The sequence below is a fragment of the Hymenobacter sp. HDW8 genome (assembly GCF_011305775.1).
Taxonomy (GTDB): Bacteria; Bacteroidota; Bacteroidia; order Cytophagales; family Hymenobacteraceae; genus Hymenobacter; species Hymenobacter radiodurans.
In genome coordinates this window covers 1363916-1383451 of sequence record NZ_CP049907.1, presented here as the reverse complement: position 1 = coordinate 1383451, position 19536 = coordinate 1363916, and the positions used below count along the sequence as shown (strand labels likewise).

The following is a 19536-nucleotide window of genomic DNA, read 5'->3' as shown; positions in this document are numbered from 1 at the left end:
TAACTCAAAAAACGACGACGGGTTTTGTTCTATAGGGCTTCGAGTTTAATTAATCAGCCCCGAGACTACGGCAAATACCGAGTACAAATGCTTAGCGAAGACCTCGTTTGGTAGACGTCGCGGCTAGTACGTAGCACAACAGTAGCAGCGGGTATTTATCGCGTTTACGGCAAGCTCAACTACGGAGCAAACGTCGGTAGAAAGCGGTATTTTGGGCTGGAAATGCGGTTTTTGGGTTCCAAATCGTTATCCTTACTATCGCTATTCCGTTCAACTAAGGAGTGGTTCAGCACCTGTTTTCCTTCTTTGGGACGCAATCAAAATACCATAGATACTTCTCCCAAACCCCAAACGCTATGATCTCGAACCAGCAAAACCAGCGCGGCAATGCCGCAACTCAGTCGTCAAGCCGTAGTGGCGCGGCTAAGCAAACAACTTCTACGGGCAAAAGCCTGCGTGGCTTCGCCGCTATGGATCCAGCTGAGCAGCGTCGCATTGCCAGCGAAGGTGGTAAAGCCTCGCACGAGAGTGGTCGCGGCCACCGGTTTACATCAGAGGAAGCCCGCGCCGCCGGCCGTAAGGGGGGTCAGGCGAGCCGCGGACGGAGCAACCAGGGCGGTGCTACCCGATAGTTTCCATTGATGTAACGACGGCACTTCTCCCGTAGCGGTGCCGCCGACTTTGTAAACCAGCCTTTGCGCACAGCGCAAAGGCTGGTTTTTTTGTTCGTTACTTGTCAGACGGTTGAAATCCCGAACAGCCGGTTCTGAAGTGTATACGATTTCGCCGATAGCCAGCATCTGCCCCGCCCAATGCTTCACCTTACGTATTGCCAGCGCGCTTTGCGCTTCAACTTTCCGGCCCGTACCTCGCGTGGGGCGATTACCGAGCATGTAGCCTATTATTTAGTATTGCGCGATACAGCGCAGCCGGAACATCTAGGGCTGGGAGAAGCAGCGCCATTGGCTGGCCTGAGCCCCGATTTCGGGCCTTCTTTCGAGCCTAGAGTAGCTATGCTATGCGCCGATTTTAACCGCCGCCAGCTCACCGATTTGCCCCCCAATGCATCCATCTACTTAGTTGATGAGCTTGTAGAGCCTACTTGGCCCGCGCTCCGATTTGCGCTTGAAACAGCCTTGCTGGACTGGCAGCTCGGTGGCCGACGTCAGCTTTTCGATAATGCATTCAGCCGGGGCGAGGCGGGCATTCCTATCAACGGCCTCGTCTGGATGGGCGAGGCGGCCTTTATGCAAACCCAGATTCAGAAGAAGCTAGCCGATGGCTATTCCTGTTTAAAGATGAAAATCGGGGGAATTGATTTTGCCACCGAATTGCAGCTACTGGCTGAAATCAGGGCCGTAGCTGGCCCCGAGCAGCTCTCGCTGCGCGTGGATGCCAACGGCGCATTTGCCCCCCATGAGGCTTTGAGCAAGCTGGAGCAGCTGGCCCGCTTCGATCTGCATTCCATCGAGCAGCCCATTGCGGCCGGGCAGCCCGCTCTCATGGCGGATCTGTGTCGGCAGTCGCCTATCCCTATTGCGTTGGATGAAGAACTGATTGGCGTGACGCAGCCTGAGCAACAACAGGCGCTGCTGGCCCACATTCAGCCAGCCTACATTATACTCAAGCCTACGCTGGTAGGCGGACTGCACGCCACCCGGCAGTGGCTGCGCGTGGCGGAAGCGAACAATGCCGCCTGGTGGCTGACTTCGGCCTTGGAATCGAATGTAGGGCTGAATGCCGTGAGCCAGCTGGCGGGCGAGTACGCCCGGTCCGATTTTCCCCAAGGCCTGGGCACGGGCCAACTTTATCATAACAACGTGATGGCACCACTCCAAATAGCATCCGGCCACCTGCACTATGACCCCGCGGGAGATTGGGAAATTCCGTGCTGATATACGTGGTTGATAAGTGGTGCTAAGGCGGTTTTTTCAGTAACTTACCCAACCCACCACCCTCCCTGCATGATTGCCTCTTGGCTCGTTACTGTGCTGCTTTTCGGAAGAACCCTGCGGGGCTGGGGGGCTTTTTTGGGGTTGCTGCTAAGCTTAACAGCTGCTGGCCAGTCAACCCAATCCGCAACCGCAGCATTCAGTTTTAAGAGTGCCAAAACGCGCAGCCTTGCGGTGCCCGTTGAATTGCAGCGCAACCTGATTATTATCAGCGCTTCGCTTAACGGGCAGGGCCCTTTCAACTTTCTGCTGGATACCGGCGTGAGTACGTCCATTCTCACCGACCCAACGCTGCGCACACAGTTGGGGCTACGGCTGGGGCAGCGCTTCCGCGTAGCGGGTGCCGGCGAGGATCAGGCCCTAGAAGCCTTCCAGACCGATAGTGTGCACGTTAGTTTAGCCGATGGCAGGGTGGAAGCGCCAGCCCTCACGTTCCTGATTCTTTCCAGTGATGTGCTCAACCTGTCGGGCTACGTGGGTATGCCCATCCATGGCATTCTGGGCTATGATGTGTTTCGCAGCTTTGTTGTGCGCATTCATCCGGTCGAGTCCCGGGTAGTGTTGATTAATCCCGCGTCGTTTCGGGCGCCCAAGGGAAGGCGCTGGACTTCTATGGGCATCGATATGGAAGGTAGTAAAGCCTACTTACGTACTGAGGCCGTGGTGCACGATTCGCTGCAGCTGCCGCTCAAGCTGGTGCTCGATACCGGGGCAGGGCACGCGTTGTCGCTCGAAACCACCTCCGACCCGCGCCTGACTCTGCCGCCGCGGCGGATACGGTCGCAGCTGGGCCGGGGACTCAATGGGCTCATTAATGGGTACCTGGGACGGGTAACATCGTTGCAGCTAGGTAAATACAAGGTCAAATCGTTGGTTACCTCTTTTCCCGATGCAGCCGATGTAAGCCATCGGGCCGAGGTATTTCGTAACGGCAACGTGGGCTTGGAACTGCTCAAGCGTTTTGATATCATCATTGATTACACCCGCAATCGGCTCTGGTTGCGCCCCAATAGTCTTTACCGCGACCCTTTCGAGCACGATATGAGCGGCCTGGATTTGCTGGCCACCGGCTCAGATTATCATCAGTATATCATTCTGAAGGTAGAAAAAGGCTCGCCGGCAGAAGAAGCTGGTCTGCAGCCCACCGACGAGATTCTGGCCATCAATCTGATGCCCGTAGCGGGTCTTTCGCTTACCCAAATCAGCCGGATTCTGCACTCCGACGATGGCCGCCAGCTTCTGCTCATCGTGCGCCGCGCCAATGGCGAACTGATCACAACCAGCGTGCGCCTGAGGCGTCAGATTTAACGATAGGAGCGACTGACTGCCGTTCGCCTTACTTACAAATTGTCCGTAAAACCACTACATTAGAAGCCCACCTACTTTGTTTTTCGCCTGATGCCAACGGCCCCTTCGCCCGCGCTGCCGCTACCGTCGCCTGCCATCTTGGCCAATCAGCACATCTACTCCGATTATTTCGACGAGGAATACGTGCGGGCCGTCGACAAGCACCTGCTGCAGCTACTCGATCGGGTGTGGTTCCGCTCCAAGCTGGTGGGTTTCGAGCAGTATCCGCAACGGAATAACCCGGAGCGCCCACTGCTTTTCGCCAGCAATCATTCGGGCATGGCGTTTCCCTGGGATGCCATGGTAGCCCTCTCGCACTTGCTGCGCGTGCTGCCCGGTATGTACGACCTGCCGCGGCCCCTTTCAGCACCTATGCTCTCGCAATCGGTGCTGATGAACCCCTATCTGATTCCAAACTTCTGGAAGAAATGCGGCTGTGTCGATGCGACCACGCTCAATTTTGAGACGATGATGTACTGCAACGACCACAACCTGATGCTGTACCCCGAGGGCGTGCCGGGCATTGGCAAAGGGTTTAACCGCAAGTATCAACTGCAGCGCCTCGCTACCAGCATCATCCGGCTAGGCATCGAGCACCGCACCGATATTGTGCCGTACTATACCGTAAATGGGGAATACCTGAACCCCTACGCTTATAGCTGGGACTGGCTGAACAAATGGACCAAGAAGATAGGGATTCCTTTCATTCCCGTGGGGCCCATCATCATCATGGTGCTGCTCCAGCCCTGGTTTTTTTACCTCGCGTATCCGGCCAAGCTCACCTTTGTGCTGGGCACGCGCATCAAGCCCTACGAGCTAACCGAAAAGTCCCCCAGCGAGCTTACCCGGGAAGATTATCTGGCCTTGTCGGAGCAAGTGCGCCAACAAATGCAGACGGAGCTGGATGCGGCTGTGCGCAACCACGGCAAGCATCCTTACTGCTGGAGCGAGCTTTGGCAACGTATGAAAGCCAACTGGAGCTACTTTCCTTTCTTTCTGCCCTTTGCATGGCCCGAACTCTTCCGGGAGTTTGAGCGCCAATATGCGGAGAAAGGTCCTGAGGGAGTAGATCTAAAACTAACTAAGCGCGGCTCTTGGCTGCGCATGATTTGGCGCAACCCCTTCACCCTCACTTTCTTCATTCCCGTATTAGGATGGATACCTATTGCTATTCGTGGCTATAAGGGGCATCGAATAGGAAAAAAAGCATAACCAGTCATTGGGAAGGATTCCCCAATTCTTGCCGCTAACAATATTCCTGCGTGTAAAAGCCCCCCGCTACTGCTCGCAGTCCGTACCCGCCCTGCCTCCCTTCCCACCCAATAGTATACAAATGCCCTCCACCCAGCATTTACTGCTCAAACAACTCCTGACGGCGGCAACTGGCCCGCTTGCCCGCAAGCGGCCCGGCCTTGGAGCCATGCGGCTAGCTATGGAAGTGAGCTCGTTGTTTCAATTTATGCCGTGGGGCGTGCACCTCGAAAAGACAACGATTGACGGTATGAGTGCCGAGTGGGCCCGGCCCGCCAACGCTGATCCGCGCCGAGTAATGCTCTATCTGCATGGGGGCGGCTATGTACTCGGCTCTCTGAATACGCACCGCAGCCTGGTAGGAACGTTAGCCAAACGCTGCAATACCAATGCTTTAGCCATCAACTACCGCAAGGCGCCCGACTATCCTTTCCCCGGTGCCCTCGACGATGCCTTGCTGGCGTATCATTGGCTGCTAAAGCAAGGATTTGCCCCCCATAATATTATTGTGGCCGGCGACTCGGCCGGCGGAGGCTTAGCTCTAGCCTTGCTTATTGCCTTACGCGAAGAAGGGCAGCCTTTGCCTGCTGCGGCCGTGGGGCTTTCTCCCTGGACCGACCTCGATATGCCTGATGCGCTGCTGCGCCGGGTAGCGCGCGAGGAAACCCAGTTGTTGGAGGCCCTTGAGATGCGCGGCTGGGGCCCGCACTACGCCGGCGAAACGTCTCTCACGCACCCGTTAGTATCGCCGGCCCGCGCCGCGGTACACGGATTGCCGCCGCTGCTCATTCAGATATCGGACTCGGAAGTGCTGTGCGAAAGCGTCTTGTGCTTTACCGACAAAGCCCGCACAGCTGGCGTAGCGGTTACTCTGCAATCCTTTACAGGGTTGGTACACTGGTGGCACCTGTTCTGGCGCTTGCTACCCGAGGCCCGCGAAGCCCTCGATGGCGTAGCCACCTTTGTCAATGCTATATGGGCGGCTCAGCCGACAATACTACCTCTCCCTACTCTCAAGCCCAGCAGCCCGATAGTCATAGCAACTGCCACGCGGCCCCGTAAAAGAGCAGCGTAAAATTGAAACGAAAAAAAGCCCCCCAGGCATTAGAAATAGGTGAAAAAACCCATAAAACACGGTTGTATGAAGAGGGGGTGACGAGGAATCTGAAAAATTTCTACCTCAGCACCAACTATATAGCTATGTTTTCGTAGGTTTGCCAAAAGTAGTCGGCTTGCATACTATTTTTTCCGGCGTGCAAATCCGTAACGCCATTTTTCGTTTCATTTCACCTCCTTTTAACTAACTCAACAACATGGAAGATCTGTTTAAAAAATTCATCAATGCCGGCGTTGGTTTTGTTTCGCTGACCAGTGACCGTTTCCAAAGCACCATCGATAAGTTGGTAAAGGAAAGCAAGCTGTCGGAGAAAGAGGGGCAGAAGATCATGGATGATCTGAAGAAGAACACCGATACGAAGCGGAAGGAGTTGGAAGCACAATTCACGGGTATTGCCAACCGCCTGATGAAAGGTGTGGGTGTAGCTACCAACGCCGATGTAGAAGAGCTAAAGCGCAGTGTGCGTGGCACTAAGACCTCAACGGGTGCTGCTGCCGGCAGCAAGAGCAGCGCCAAGCCAGCTTCAAGTACAACTGCCAAAGCCGCAGGTGCTACCAAGAAGGCCGCCGACAAAGTGAGCAGCGCCGCTGGCACTGCCCAAAAATCGGCTGCTGCCAAAGCAGGTGCCGCCAAGCCTGCTGCAAAACCTGCCGCTAAGCCAGCAGCCAAAAAAGAAGCCCCCAAGCCCGCTGATAGTGGCAACAATGGCGCTTCCAACGCGTCATAGTTTTGCTATAAGCGCCTTGCGTGAAAAGCCAGCGCCGCTACTGCGGGCGCTGGCTTTTTCGTAGGCACACCGTACGCATCGCACTTCAAGCGGTGCAGTTTTGATTTTTAGCTAGCTGGGGGGCATTTTGCTTACCTTTCTTGTCGAGGCTGGCCAGGCTGCCTCTTCACGGGCTTCTTTTTTCGCGCATGTTCAAAAACACGATTTCTAATCTGGGCCGCATCCGGCAGGTAATGGAGGTGCTGGTGCGCTACGGGTTTGAGGATGTAGTAACCAGCACGGCCCTACGCCGCTTAGTGCCCCAAGGACGCCGGGTATCGTGGCAGCACGCGGAGAAAACGGTGTTTGACACCAACCGCTGGGAGCGTATCCGCTTGATTATTGAAGAATTGGGCCCCACGTTTATCAAACTTGCCCAAGCCTTGAGCAACCGCCCCGATTTGCTCCCCGAAGCTCTGATCGACGAGTTTGAGAAGCTGCAAAGCGACGTGCCGCCCTTTGATGTTGTCACGGCCCGCCGCCTGATTGAAGAAGAGTTGGGGCGGCCCATCTCAGAGGTTTTTAGTGAATTCAACGACGTAGTACTGGGCTCGGCCAGCATCGGGCAGGTGCATAAAGCCCGCCTGCTCACGGGCGAGGAAGTAGTGGTAAAAGTGCAGCGCCCCGGCGTGCAGGAAAAGGTGCGCACCGACCTGAGTTTGCTGCGCGAGTTAGTGCGTCTCACGGCTGGTTTTTTGCGCAAGCAGGGCCTTAGCAACCCGCAGGATATTGTGGATGCCTTCGAGCGTAGCATGACTAAGGAATTGGACTACACCTCCGAGGCCCGGAGCATGGACCAGTTTCGCAAGCTCTACGCTGACTACGAGACGTTTTATGTGCCGAAGCCTTACCGCGAGTTCTCTACCAGCAAAATTCTGGTAATAGAGTTCGTGAGTGGCTGCAAAATATCCAACAAGCCGCAGCTGCTGGAATGGGGCCTCGACCCCGCCAAGGTGGCCGAAACGGGCATGGATATTTACCTGACCCAGATTTTTGAGTTTGGCGTTTTCCACGCCGATCCGCACCCTGGTAACGTACTGGTGCGGCCCGATGGCACCATCGTGCTCATCGACTTTGGGATGGTGGGCAAGCTCACCAAGCAGCAGAAATACGCTTTTGCTGGTGTGTTTATCGGGATGGCCCGGCAGGATGCGCGCAGTATGGCGCTTAACTTCCGCCGCCTCGCGCTCCACGCCGAAATTCCGGATATGCGCCGCTTTGAGGCCGACCTCAACGAGCTAATCGAGGATTTCACGGTGCTCGATGTGAAGGAAATGAGCATGTCGGACCTCGCCGACCGCCTGCAAGTCATCATCTACGACTACAAGCTGCAAGTACCGGGGGCTGTTTTCTTGATTCTGCGAGCGCTGGTGATTCTGGAAGGAATCGGTAAGGTGCTGCACCCGTCGTTCAATACGTTTGAATTCGTGCGGCCTTACGGCGCCCGTATTATTGCGGAGCAGTACTCACCCGAAAACCTGATGAGCGAGGCTCAGTACACGGGCGTGCAACTTCTGTCGTTGCTAAGCACCTTGCCCACGGATGTGCGGCAGATCATGCGCAAAATTTCCCGTGGAGATTTGCGCGTTAAAGTAGAATTAGGCGGTTATCAGCCGCTACTGCGCAAAGCCGACCAACTTGTAAGCCGCACCATTATCGCTCTGTTGGCAATAGCGTTTCTCCTGTTTTCGGGCCTGAGTCTGATGGGTAGGTATTCGCCCGAAATGACCTACCACCGCGGCATCCCCATGCTAACGTGGTTTAGTCTGGGCGTGACAGGTTTTTTGTTGTTGGTACTGGTTATTCTGGGGCTGCGTAAGCCGCGCGACTAAGATTGCATGGTGTGTTCGTAAGATTAATAAACTACTTGCACATTGAAAAGTGTGCTGAGTTCTTGTGCTCTGACTAAAGCTGTTTCCTTACTACACCAAGCTGCCACAATCCCGACGTTAGAATTTGCCACCGATAATAATACACGGTAGCCACCTTCTTGGGCTTGCAGACTAATGGTGGCCGCATCACCTATGCTACGGCTTAGTAAGAGGTAAAATATGCTGATGTTTGTAAGGATTCAGCAGGATTTGAGTTATGACAGGTAAATGTTGCCACCTGCCAAAAACAATCCCTAATACTTTCGTAGAAATTCGGTAACGTTTCGAATCTATGTCAATTGTAATACTCTCTTGTTGAGTAAGTATTGCGATAATAATTAGAGAGTAATTTATGATCAGGATGACTATAAATGGAGTTGGCTCTGAACTGGGAAATAAGGTTAATGCCACACACAAGATCGGAATAGTGCTCCATAAGCAAGTGATAAAAGCTTTGTGACACTTATCAAACAAAAGTGGAGTTCGAAATAAGCGCTCATATTTTTCTGAGGGCATGAATTTACTTATTGAGTAAAAATGAAGCCCGACAAGATATCTTGTCGGGCTTCATTTTTATTATACGTTGATTATTTATTTCAACTTCATATCCTCAATAATGCGAGCAATTTTGCCCCCCAGTTCTTCATAACCTTGCTCAAACTTATCCACTGAATCGAGCGGCTGTTTTACGCTGAAATAGAACTTGATTTTGGGCTCTGTGCCGGAAGGACGGGCGGAGATTTTGCTGCCGTCTTCGGTCAGGAACTGGAGCACGTTGGAGGCCTCTAAGCCGGTGCGCGTTTCCTGGCCGGTGCGGAGGTCGCGGACGATGCCTGTGTGATAATCGCGAATTTCTACTACCGGCGAGCCAGCAATGGTGTGGGGCGCCTGGGCACGTAGGTCGCGCATCATCTCCTGAATTTCCTCGGCACCGCGCTGGCCTTTTTTGGTGAGCGAAATCAGGTCTTCGCGGTAGAGGCCGTAGGTGGCGTACATCTGCACCATTTCCTCGTAGAGCGTGCGTCCGTTGTCTTTAGCTACGGCGGCCATTTCAGCTATCATGGCGCAGGCCGACACGGCGTCTTTGTCGCGCACAAAGTCGCCAATCATGAAACCATAGCTTTCCTCGCCACCACCGATGTATGTTTCCTTGCCTTCCAAGTCGCGGATGAGACCGGCGATGTACTTGAAGCCCGTCAGCGTCTGGTACGACTTCACGCCGTGCGCCTTGGCAATGTCACCCAGCACTTCGCTAGTTACGATGGTGTAGACGATGAAATCCTGCTCGGTCATTTTGCCGGCATTTTTGCGCGCCGACAGTAGGTAGAAAGTGAGCAGTGCGGCCGTTTGGTTGCCATTTACCAGCACCCATTCGCCCTGGGTATTTTTCACGGCAATACCTACGCGGTCCGCGTCGGGGTCAGTGGCAATGACCAGGTCAGCGTCGAGTTGGCGGGCTTGGTCGAGGGCCATTTGCATGGCAACTTTTTCCTCGGGGTTTGGCGAGACAACGGTAGGGAAGTTGCCATCGGGAGTAGCCTGGGCCTCCACGATGCTGACATTGGTGAAGCCGAAGCGCTCCAATACTTTTGGTACTAACGTAATGCCGGTGCCATGGATGGGCGTGTACACAATTTTTAGATCGTGCTGCCGCTTAATGGCTTCGGGGTTGATGCTAAGCTTTTGAACTTCATTCAAATAGGCTTCGTCCAGTTCCGCTCCAATCAAATGAATGCGCGACTCAACGGCTTTGAACTTTACCGTGTCTACGCTCTGAATCTCATTCACTTCGCGGATAATGTTCGTGTCGTGTGGCGCAACTACTTGCGCACCGTCGTTCCAGTACACTTTGTAGCCGTTGTACTCCTTGGGGTTGTGCGAAGCCGTGATAACCACGCCGCTTTGGCAACCCAAGTGGCGGATGGTAAACGACAACTCCGGTGTGGGGCGCAGGGCTTCAAACAAGTAAACTGTGATGCCATTCGCAGAGAAAATACCAGCGGCAATGCGCGCGAACTCGGAGCTATTATTACGCGAATCGTGGGCTACGGCCACCTTTATCTCCTGACTCGGAAATGAGTCCAGTAGGTAATTGCATAGTCCTTGGGTAGCCATGCCCAAAGTGTAGCGATTCATGCGGTTGGAGCCCGTACCCATGACGCCACGCAAGCCACCTGTTCCAAACTCCAAGTCGCGGTAGAAGGCGTCATTCAGGGCCTCTTCCTGATTGCTGTCGAGCAACTGTTGGATGTCGGCTTGGGTTTGGGCGTCGTAGTTGCCTTTGAGCCAGGTGTTTATTTTCTGCTGAACGTCGGAGGTGAGGGCCATAGGATTATAAAAAAGTGCGATTGGACTAAAGAACGAGCGTAAAGAAAAGAGGTTTGATGAAAGCAATCACAAAAAAGAACGTCATGCCGAGGCGAAGCCAAAGCATGACGTTCTTTTTTGTGCGTTCTATCACGTATTACAAATTCCCGCGTAGCGCCTGCTCACGCTCTATGGATTCAAACAACGCCTTGAAATTGCCTTTACCAAAGCTTTTGGCGCCTTTACGCTGAATGATTTCATAGAATACCGTGGGCCGGTCTTCTACGGGCTTGGTGAAGATTTGTAGTAAGTAGCCTTCCTCGTCGCGGTCCACCAAGATGTTCAGATCCTTCAGCGTCTGGAGGTCCTCCTCAATGCTACCGATGCGCTCCAGTAGATCGTCGTAGTACACGGCTGGCACGGTCAGGAACTCTACGCCGCGGCGGCGCAACTCCGTGACGGTGTGGCGAATATCCTTGGTGGCAATGGCGATGTGCTGCACACCGGGCGAATGATAGAAGTCGAGGTACTCTTCAATCTGCGACTTTTTCTTGCCCTCAGCCGGCTCGTTGATAGGGAATTTGACGTAGCCGTTGCCGTTGCTGACCACCTTGCTCATTAGGGCCGAATACTCAGTGGAAATGTCTTCGTCGTCGAAGGTTAGCAGGAGCTTAAAGCCCATTACGCCCTCGTAGAATTTCACCCACTGGTTCATCTCGCCCCAACCCACATTGCCTACGCAGTGGTCAACGTGCAACAGACCCACGGGAGTAGGTTGTGGAATCAGGCTGGTTTTGGGCACGAAGCCCGGCATAAAAGCCCCCCGGTAGTTACGGCGCTCCACAAATGTGTGGATAGTCTCACCGTAGGTATAGATACCAGAAAGCGTTACTTCGCCGTGCTCGTCGCTGATGGTATAGGGCTCGAAAGCGGCCTTCGCGCCACGCTTGGTGGTTTCTTCGAAGGATTTGCGGGCGTCATCTACCCACAGCGCCATCACTTTTACGCCGTCGCCGTGCTTGCGTACATGCTCCGAAATGTCGGAGTCGGGGAGGAGGGAGGTGGTGAGTACTAAGCGGATTTTTCCTTGCTGCAATACGTAGCTGGCGCGGTCGCGGAGGCCAGTCTCGGGGCCAGCGTAGGCTACCAACTCGTAGCCAAAGGCCGCTTGGTAATAATAAGCCGATTGCTTGGCGTTACCAACATAAAACTCAACGTAATCAGTACCGTTCAGGGGGAGGAAGTCGTGGGCGGGGTGGGCCTGCACGGCCGGCGAGGTCATCGTCTGCATAGCGGATGGGTGGAAATCGGGTGAGAAAAATGTTAGTTTGGTAAAAATAAGGGTTTAGGTTAAATAGCTTGGGCAAACACGCCAGTCTGGTGCGCTGGGGGGCAAAAGTGCCCTATGTCTGACCCGACACAGAATTGCCGAATCCTACGCACCTTTGTACTACACTTATGCACGAGTAGCTATGAATAAAGAGGAATTAAATAAAGCCCTGGTCGCCCTGATCGAGAAGAAGCAGGAGTTGCACAAACTGCCTTACAACCACGACAGCTACGACGACATTGAGGAGGAACTGCACGACCTGGAGGATGACTTCAATGAGGAGTACGGCGCTTACCTGGAAGAAGTGCTAGAAAAAGTACACCAGCAGCTCTGCCCCGACACCGACGTGCTGCTGCCCACCGCCTATCTGCCCAACGACGTGGGCGGCGACACCGGCTACGAGCCTTCGCATAAGGAAGGCGTATGGGTCGATTCGGATGAGTTCCCGGGCAAAGAAGCCCGCCTTGTGCTTGTGCCCAATCCTACGCGCCTGATTCTGTCGGTAGGCAAAAAGGTGCGCAAAGAAGTGTGGCAGGCGTAAGCACGCTACCATTTTCGTAACAAGCATTTTCTCTCTGGTGCACTTGAAGAACCTCTCCTGCAATAGTAGCTACTGTTGCGAGAGAGGTTCTTTACGTTGTGCTGGGGGGCAAATACTTCCCTTTTTCTACCATGATTTACCGCATTGCCGAACTAGCTGATTGGCAACATGCCCAGCAAACCGGCTTTTTTGCCAGTGCCGACTTATCGGCCGAAGGCTTCATTCACGCTTCCGAACTGTATCAGGTAGAAGCCACTGCGAACCGCTACTACGCCGGTCGCTCCGATATTATCCTGTTGGAACTCGACGAATCGGAGTTGTGGGTGGCGGCGGTGCCTGTGAAGCGGGAATACGCCGAAGCGCGCAATGACTATTTTCCTCACATTTTTGCGCCCTTTCCGCTCGCCGCTATTGCCCGTGCTTTGCCATTTCAAGTTGGTTCCGATGGACAGCACGAGTTGCCGCCGGAGTTGGAAGACGAAGCTTGAAAAATAGCACGGGTTCTGTTTCGGCAATGAACCGTCTTTCTGCTACTATTGCCTGTCTGCTATATAAGCCAGTAAATACTGTATGAGCTCTCGTCTATATTTTGGCTGCAACGCTTGGCTACTGGTAATGCTTGGGCTGTTGCTCACGGCTTGTGGGCCTTCGTATTATCTGGCTGTGCAACCCACTGAGCTAAAAGGTGATCCAGTAAATGCCTCTCAGACATTATTTGCCGAACTCGACGGAGTGGAAGTGGAGCTTACATTTTCTCATTTCCGAATCAAGGATGCAGTGTTCCAAGCGGAGATTCGTAATGGATCGAGCCAACCCGTAATGGTTGACCCGGCTAATTTTTATTACCAGTTGAGTGCGCTTCAGGCAGCGCTATCCACCGCCGATACGGCGTCCTTTTTGCCCCCTGTGCCTGCCTACGATCCGGAAGCGGAAGTACAGCCGCTCAGCACCCGGCTCAGCATCGACAATGGTGCCGTTATGGGCGTCAGCGAAATTGAATGGCTGGTTATTATGGCTAGTGTTACCAAGGAAGCCATAGGTAAAAAACGGCTGGAAGCTAGTAGGACAACAGAAAATCGTCAAAAAAGCACGCCGCAAACCCAGGGGAAAGACGTCGACGATATGATTGCGCAGGAGTTGGAGTTGTGGCAGGGAGCTATGCTGCGCCGCTACAACCTACAGCCTGGTGAGCTGATTCGCGGCTACGTCGTGTTTCCGGGCTATGATCAAGCGGCGGTACTGCGCATCATTACGCCCGTTGGTCCGCATGTCTTTACTTTCGACTACAGCCAAAAGCGTTTGAAGTATTGAGCCGGCTGCTCTCCATTAAGTATGTTACATAAAAAGCCCCCAGAAGTACTTCTGGGGGCTTTTTTTCGCTGTTTGTTAGATATTATATAAAGTCGGCTAGCTCAAGCCACCGCTCGCCTTTGCTATCTAAGGCAGCGTCGGTGCGCTTTAGTTCGGCGGCCCAATCAGTCAAGTCTTTATGGGAACCAGTGCCGGCATTGAGCTTCTCGATAAGCTGCTGCTTCACTTCTTCGAGCTTCTCGATTTCCTTTTCTAAGGTCTCGTACTCCTTTTTCTCCGCAAAAGTGGCCTTGCGTTTTGGTGCCTCAGCAGGGGCAGCTGCTACTGCTTTCACTGGGGCGGCTGAAGGCGCAACGCCCGCAGCAGCTTTGGCCGTTTTGGCTTGCTCTTTCGCGTATTCTTCGGCGTTGTTTTCCTTCTGCCACTCGCGGTAGTCGGTGTAGTTGCCGGGAAAGTGGCGAATTTGCCCCCCGGGCTCCAACACAAACACGTGCTCCACCAGCGCATCCATGAAGTAGCGGTCGTGGGAAACGATGAGCAGGCAACCACCAAAATTCAGCAGAAAATCCTCCAGAATATTGAGCGTGATGATGTCCAGATCGTTCGTGGGCTCGTCAAGAATCAGGAAGTTTGGGTTCTTGATAAGCACGCGCAGCAGTTGCAAACGACGCTTCTCGCCGCCTGAGAGCTTGCTAACCAGTGTGTACTGCTGGGCCGGCGGAAACTGGAAGTGCTGTAAAAACTGCGACGCCGTAACTACCTCACCGTTGGCCATTTCCACCACTTCGGCCACCTCCTTTACAATGTCGATGACGCGCTGGGTAGGGTCAAATTCCAGCTCCGTTTGGGTGTAGTAACCGAAAACGGTGGTCTGGCCCTTGTCGATGGTGCCGCTATCCGGCTCTTGGCGGCCGGTGAGCATGTTGAGCAAGGTAGATTTGCCGGCGCCATTCGGGCCAATCAGGCCAATACGGTCCTTTTTCTTGAATACATAGCTGAAGTCATCGAGCACTACTTTATCGCCAAATTGCTTGTGCAAGTGCTCCACCTCAATGATTTTGCCCCCCTGACGCGTGGTTTTCACCGACAGCTCCAACTGCGGACCGCTGATTTTGGTCTTGGCCTTTTCCTGGGTTTCGTAGAAGGCATCGATGCGGGCCTTTTGCTTAGTGCCGCGGGCTTGCGGTTGCCTACGCATCCAGTCTAGTTCCTTGCGTAGCAGGTTGCGGGCTTTTTCTACTTCGGCTACCTCAATCTGCTCGCGCTCAGCCTTTTTCTCGACGAAGTAGGAATAATTGCCCTGGTAGCGGTGCACGCGACCTTGGTCGAGTTCCACGATTTCATTGGCTACTTTATCGAGGAAGTAGCGGTCGTGGGTCACCATTAATAAGGTGAGATTAGGCGAAGCCAGCCGGTTTTCGAGCCACTCAATTGTGTCGAGGTCCAGATGGTTGGTGGGCTCGTCAAGAATCAGAACTTCCGGCTCTTCAATCAGAACGCGCGCCAAAGCTACGCGCTTGCGCTGTCCGCCCGATAATTTGCTGACCGGCCGCTCCAGTAAGTCACCCAGAATACCCAAACGCCCTAGTATTTGCTTCACCTGCGACTCGTAGTCCCAAGCGTTCAGAGCGTCCATGCGCTCCATTACGCGCTGCAAATCGTCGGATTTGTGCGCGGGGTCATTCACTACATGCTCGTAGTCGCGGATGGCCGCCAGCGTATCGTTCTGACTGGCAAAAATGGTTTGCTCTACAGTCAGGGCCTCATCAAAAATGGGCTGCTGGCCCAAAAAAGCCACCCGGATATCCTTGCGTACGCTCACCGAGCCCGTGTCGCCGGGCTCTAAACCGGCCAGAATGCGAAGCAGAGTCGTTTTGCCCGACCCATTGATGCCCACCAGTGCCACCCGCTGACCTTGGCTCAAGCCAAAGGAAAGGTCGCGAAACAGCCAGCGGTCGGCGTAATTTTTAGAGATATTCTCAGCTGATAACAGATTCATGCCGCAAAGGTAGGCAAGGCATCCCAGCTAGGAAGCAGAAGTGTTAATTCTGAGCCGCGTAATATCCCCGGCAGACTATGAAGGCTAGGCTTTTTATCAGCAACAACGTTACTGGGGGGCTTTTTTGGCAGCTAATGCTTGTATATCGAGGTGCATCTGCTCAATTATTTGCAGCAACAGGTTGTTCACGGTTTCAATGCGAGGTTGCAGTACCTGGGGGGCAAAGTTGCCTTCCCACGAATCCAATTCCTCCACTAACGAGAGTGTCTGATGCACTTGCAGATGATCGAGGCTGGGCTTGAGCTTATGGGTGGTGGCTTTTAGAAGCGTCACATCATAGGTCTGCAACGCCTGTGTGAAGTCGCGCACGGCTTCTTCACAGCTCTCAATAAAGCTCTCGAGCATGAGGGCCACGAAGTCATCATCGCCCTGGCCTACTTGGTGTAACAGGTCAAGCTTGTAGAGCGGGGTGGGGAAGTTTGAGCTGACGATTGGGCCGCTAGCAACCGGCGTTGCATCCGTGTTGGCAGCAGCAGGGCCTAATACCCAGTCGCCAATCAATTTTAGCAGCTCATCTTCCCGAAACGGCTTTGCCAGGTAGTCATCCATGCCTGCAGCCAAGCATTTTTCCCGCTCCCCTTTGATGGCATTCGCCGTTAGAGCAATAATCGGCGTTTTTAAGGCCAGCTGCTCGCGCAATATGGCAGTGGCTTCCAACCCATTCATAACGGGCATTTGCATGTCCATCAAAATCAAATCGAAATGCTGGGTCTGCAATAGCTCCACCGCCAGCGCGCCATTCTCCGCCTCAGCCACGTGGATCTGCGCATTAGTAAGTAAAGCCTTCGCAATCTGTCGGTTAAATTTGTTGTCCTCCACTAATAGCACTTCCTTCCCGCGTAGCCTTTCGCGCAAGCCCTGATCGACGGTTTCCTTGCGCGGCAAATCACTTTCGCTGCCTATCTGCAACAGGAGCGAAAAGGAGCTAACGGTACCTTGGTGCTTCTCACTCTCAATCTGCAATTCGCCCCCCATCAGGTTCACCAGGCTTTTACTGATGCTGAGCCCGAGGCCAGTGCCGCCAAATTTGCGGGTCACCGAGGGGTCCTCCTGGCTAAACTCTTTGAAAATGTGGCGCAAGTACGTTGGGTCGATGCCAATACCGGTGTCAGCCACGGAAAACTTGATTTCCACGGCATCATTAATCTGCCGGATGAAGTCACACGAAATCGTGACGTGCCCTTTTTCCGTGAACTTGATGGCATTTCCGGCCAGATTCAGTAGTACTTGGGTGATGCGGTAAGGATCGCCGAGCAGCACCGCGGGCAGCTGTGGCGCTACCTTCGTCTCAAAGAACAAACCTTTCTCTTCCGCTTTGTAGTGCAGCGTTTGCTCAATCTGAGCCATAAACTGATTGGCACTGAAGCCAATCTTCTCGACTTGCAGCTGGCCCGCCTCTATTTTAGAAAGGTCCAGAATATCGTTGATGATTACCAGCAGGTTTTCGCCCGATATAGTAATAGCGCGCAAGTATTCGTCCTGATCTGGAGCAAGTGGAGTTTTGGCAAGAAGTTGCGCCATGCCCAGAATGGCGTTCATAGGTGTCCGAATTTCATGGCTCATATTGGCCAGAAATAGCTCCTTTGCTTTCGACGAGTCCTCGGCGTGCTCCTTGGCGGCGCGCAGCTTGTGCTCCAGGGTTTTCTGGTGGGTAATATCCAGCGTTATATGGATGGAGCCTATAGCCTGGCGGTCATCGTCGTATACGGGCGCGCGGCTTACCAATAGCCATTTGTAGCTACCATCTTTGCCCAACACCATGCGCTCGTAGGCCCCCAGATCATCCTGCGCGGTGGACGCTGCTTCCTGCGCCAGCAGCGGATGCAAGAGATGCTGTTCCAGAATTTCGGCACTGGTAAAGCCGAGCATATCACAGAAAGCCTGGTTGATATACAGTACCTGCTCCGTTAAATCGGTCTCGATAAGACCCAGATTCATTCGCTCGATGATGCGGCGGTACTTCTCTTCACGCCGCTTCAGTATGTCCTCTGCGTTCTTCTGCTCCGTCACATCCTGAAATTTCCACAGATAGCCCAGGGAAGCGTCGTGGCTGAGTATGGGAATAAAGTCACGCTGGAATACTTTACCATTTCTGCGCGGAAGTAGCTCGCCAATGACAGCCTGCTGCTCCAGAACACGGCCATCAGTGCCCTCCAGCCACCCGAGTTCTGTAGGAAGCTCAACGGCGGCCAGCAGCGCTGCGGTTTCTACGCCAATCAATTGCTCAGGCATCACCTGAGTGTTCAGCATTCGGCAGAAAGCCTCGTTTACCAATACCACACGGCGGAGTTCATCCTCTATTAAAATACCTTCCTGAAAGTTGGCAATAGTAGTTGACAATCGCCGCGTAGAGGCCTCAATGGCCAGATTAGCTTGTTTTATGGCCGAAATATCCGTGTGGACGCCGGTCATAATGAGCGGCGCGCCATTGGCGTCTCGCTTGGTTATGAGGCCCCGGGTCAGCACCCACTTATACTCGCCATTCTTGCAGAGCAGGCGGCGTTCCACGGAGTAAATGGGGAGGTCGCCGCGTAAGTAGGCATCGGAGGCCTGCATACTAGCTACATGGTCGTCGGGGTGAACGTGGTTCTGCCAGGCATGAAAGCCCGTCGGAAAATCCTCATTCGGGTAGCCAAGCATGGTGCGGTAAGCGTTGGAAAAATACTCGTCGCCTGTTTGATAGTTAAACTCCCACGCGCCGTCGCCAAACCGCTCGATAGCTAAGTGCCAGCGCTGTTCGCTGTCCTGCACCGCTTCTTCGGCTTCTTTTAGGGGGCTAATATCCTGTATAATTCCGCTGTACAGAATGCCCTCAGCATCGGTGGCCGTAGGTTGGCAGTCGGCTTGAAACCAGCGCAATGGCTGACCCGGCACTAATGCACGACCCTCGAATGAGGCCGATCCGACACTGGGGGGCGCTTCCAGAACTTAACCCACGCTGCCCGGTCGTCGGGGTGAATGATTTCTCCGAGGTGAGCTAATTGGGCTGGGTTGTACCCAAATATTTTCGAGGCATTATCACTCAGGTAAGTGAGGTGGGAAGTGCCATCGTAATTATTGCGCCATTGAAAAAGTACACCCGGAACCTGCGCCAATAAGTGTCGCTGCTGCGTTTGATAAGCTTGAGTTGCTAACTGCTCAGCTTTCCACGTGGTGATATCTTCCAACAGTACTAAAAACCGAGTCGGCTCGTGCGGCTCGGTTGGCACACTGGGTTGCAGCTTGGCGCGCATCCAACGGGCGCTGCTATCGGAGCCAGTTATGCGGCCTTCATATTGCAGAGCGGTCTTAGCGTTCAGGCTAGCCGTGGGGGGCAAATCTGGCGCTGTATCAGCGGGCTCGGGGGCAAAAGTTGCCATAAGGTATGCTCCGACAACGAACTAGATTCACAGCCAAAAAGCGTGAAAAAGCTATCATTAGCCCACTCCAGATGACCTTGTTCGTTGATGATAGCCACGGCCGCAAAGGCGTGCTGAATCAATAGTAGCGCCTGCTGCAACTGCTCCGGTAGTTTGGAGTCCACAGGCGGTGGGCTGGGGTGCACCCGTACTGGTACCGAGGACGTGTGAACACCACTTTGCTTCATAGCATCAACAGCACGTTGGAATTCATATTTGCTATAAAAACCCCGGCTTGTTCATTAAAAATGCACTAAAAATCTATATTCACTAGGCTGATTTAAAC

16 protein-coding genes are annotated in these 19536 nt (G+C 53.7%); 10 read left to right on the top strand and 6 right to left on the bottom strand.

From position 1 onward, the window contains the following. Positions 1 to 356 precede the first annotated feature (356 nt). The 7 genes from G7064_RS05650 (at position 357) to G7064_RS05620 (ending at position 8265) form a co-directional block, all read left to right on the top strand. Complete coding sequence (locus G7064_RS05650) at positions 357 to 632, top strand: KGG domain-containing protein (RefSeq protein WP_166072825.1); 276 nt, start codon at positions 357 to 359, stop codon at positions 630 to 632. 180 nt (positions 633 to 812) lie between these two features. After that, positions 813 to 1895: an o-succinylbenzoate synthase gene (locus tag G7064_RS05645; RefSeq protein ID WP_166072824.1), complete on the top strand. Its 1083-nt coding sequence runs from the start codon at positions 813 to 815 to the stop codon at positions 1893 to 1895. 69 nt (positions 1896 to 1964) lie between these two features. Continuing rightward, positions 1965 to 3260, top strand: a complete 1296-nt coding sequence (locus tag G7064_RS05640; RefSeq protein ID WP_166072823.1) for an aspartyl protease family protein — start codon at positions 1965 to 1967, stop codon at positions 3258 to 3260. A 90-nt stretch (positions 3261 to 3350) separates the two neighbouring features. Next, positions 3351 to 4511, top strand: a complete 1161-nt coding sequence (locus G7064_RS05635; RefSeq protein ID WP_240935767.1) for a hypothetical protein — start codon at positions 3351 to 3353, stop codon at positions 4509 to 4511. A gap of 121 nt (positions 4512 to 4632) precedes the next feature. Further along, a complete protein-coding gene (locus tag G7064_RS05630; protein WP_166072822.1) occupies positions 4633 to 5625 on the top strand; it encodes an alpha/beta hydrolase in 993 nt (330 codons plus the stop codon). Between the two features lie 238 nt (positions 5626 to 5863). Continuing rightward, positions 5864 to 6394: a phasin family protein gene (locus G7064_RS05625; RefSeq protein ID WP_166072821.1), complete on the top strand. Its 531-nt coding sequence runs from the start codon at positions 5864 to 5866 to the stop codon at positions 6392 to 6394. A gap of 188 nt (positions 6395 to 6582) precedes the next feature. Next, positions 6583 to 8265 carry an ABC1 kinase family protein gene (locus G7064_RS05620; protein ID WP_166072820.1) on the top strand — a complete coding sequence of 561 codons (1683 nt, stop codon included), beginning with the start codon at positions 6583 to 6585 and terminating at the stop codon, positions 8263 to 8265. Positions 8266 to 8895: 630 nt separating this feature from the next. Here G7064_RS05620 and G7064_RS05615 read toward each other — a convergent pair. Beyond that, a complete protein-coding gene (locus tag G7064_RS05615; protein WP_166072819.1) occupies positions 8896 to 10632 on the bottom strand; it encodes a phospho-sugar mutase in 1737 nt (578 codons plus the stop codon). Positions 10633 to 10768: 136 nt separating this feature from the next. Then, positions 10769 to 11902, bottom strand: a complete 1134-nt coding sequence (gene hppD, locus G7064_RS05610; protein WP_205711183.1) for a 4-hydroxyphenylpyruvate dioxygenase — start codon at positions 11900 to 11902, stop codon at positions 10769 to 10771. A 181-nt stretch (positions 11903 to 12083) separates the two neighbouring features. Here hppD and G7064_RS05605 point away from each other — a divergent pair, with 181 nt between their 5' ends. The 3 genes from G7064_RS05605 (at position 12084) to G7064_RS05595 (ending at position 13793) form a co-directional block, all read left to right on the top strand. Then, positions 12084 to 12482, top strand: a complete 399-nt coding sequence (locus tag G7064_RS05605; protein WP_133272204.1) for a hypothetical protein — start codon at positions 12084 to 12086, stop codon at positions 12480 to 12482. 131 nt (positions 12483 to 12613) lie between these two features. Next, positions 12614 to 12970: a DUF952 domain-containing protein gene (locus G7064_RS05600; protein WP_166072818.1), complete on the top strand. Its 357-nt coding sequence runs from the start codon at positions 12614 to 12616 to the stop codon at positions 12968 to 12970. An 82-nt stretch (positions 12971 to 13052) separates the two neighbouring features. Continuing rightward, on the top strand, positions 13053 to 13793 hold the full coding sequence (locus G7064_RS05595; RefSeq protein WP_166072817.1) for a hypothetical protein: 741 nt from the start codon (positions 13053 to 13055) through the stop codon (positions 13791 to 13793). Between the two features lie 82 nt (positions 13794 to 13875). On the opposite strand, the gene G7064_RS05590 is transcribed toward G7064_RS05595, so the two are convergent. The 4 genes from G7064_RS05590 to G7064_RS23205 form a co-directional block, all read right to left on the bottom strand. Then, positions 13876 to 15792, bottom strand: a complete 1917-nt coding sequence (locus G7064_RS05590) for an ABC-F family ATP-binding cassette domain-containing protein (RefSeq protein ID WP_166072816.1) — start codon at positions 15790 to 15792, stop codon at positions 13876 to 13878. Between the two features lie 108 nt (positions 15793 to 15900). After that, the gene (locus G7064_RS05585; RefSeq protein WP_166072815.1) at positions 15901 to 18711 is read right to left on the bottom strand and encodes a PAS domain S-box protein; all 2811 of its coding nucleotides are present in this window, start codon (positions 18709 to 18711) and stop codon (positions 15901 to 15903) included. A gap of 14 nt (positions 18712 to 18725) precedes the next feature. Beyond that, on the bottom strand, positions 18726 to 19211 hold the full coding sequence (locus G7064_RS05580) for a PAS domain-containing protein (RefSeq protein ID WP_166072814.1): 486 nt from the start codon (positions 19209 to 19211) through the stop codon (positions 18726 to 18728). Further along, on the bottom strand, positions 19148 to 19438 hold the full coding sequence (locus tag G7064_RS23205; protein WP_410505540.1) for a PAS domain-containing protein: 291 nt from the start codon (positions 19436 to 19438) through the stop codon (positions 19148 to 19150). Before G7064_RS23205 ends, G7064_RS05580 begins: the two co-directional genes overlap by 64 nt. Positions 19439 to 19536 lie beyond the last annotated feature (98 nt).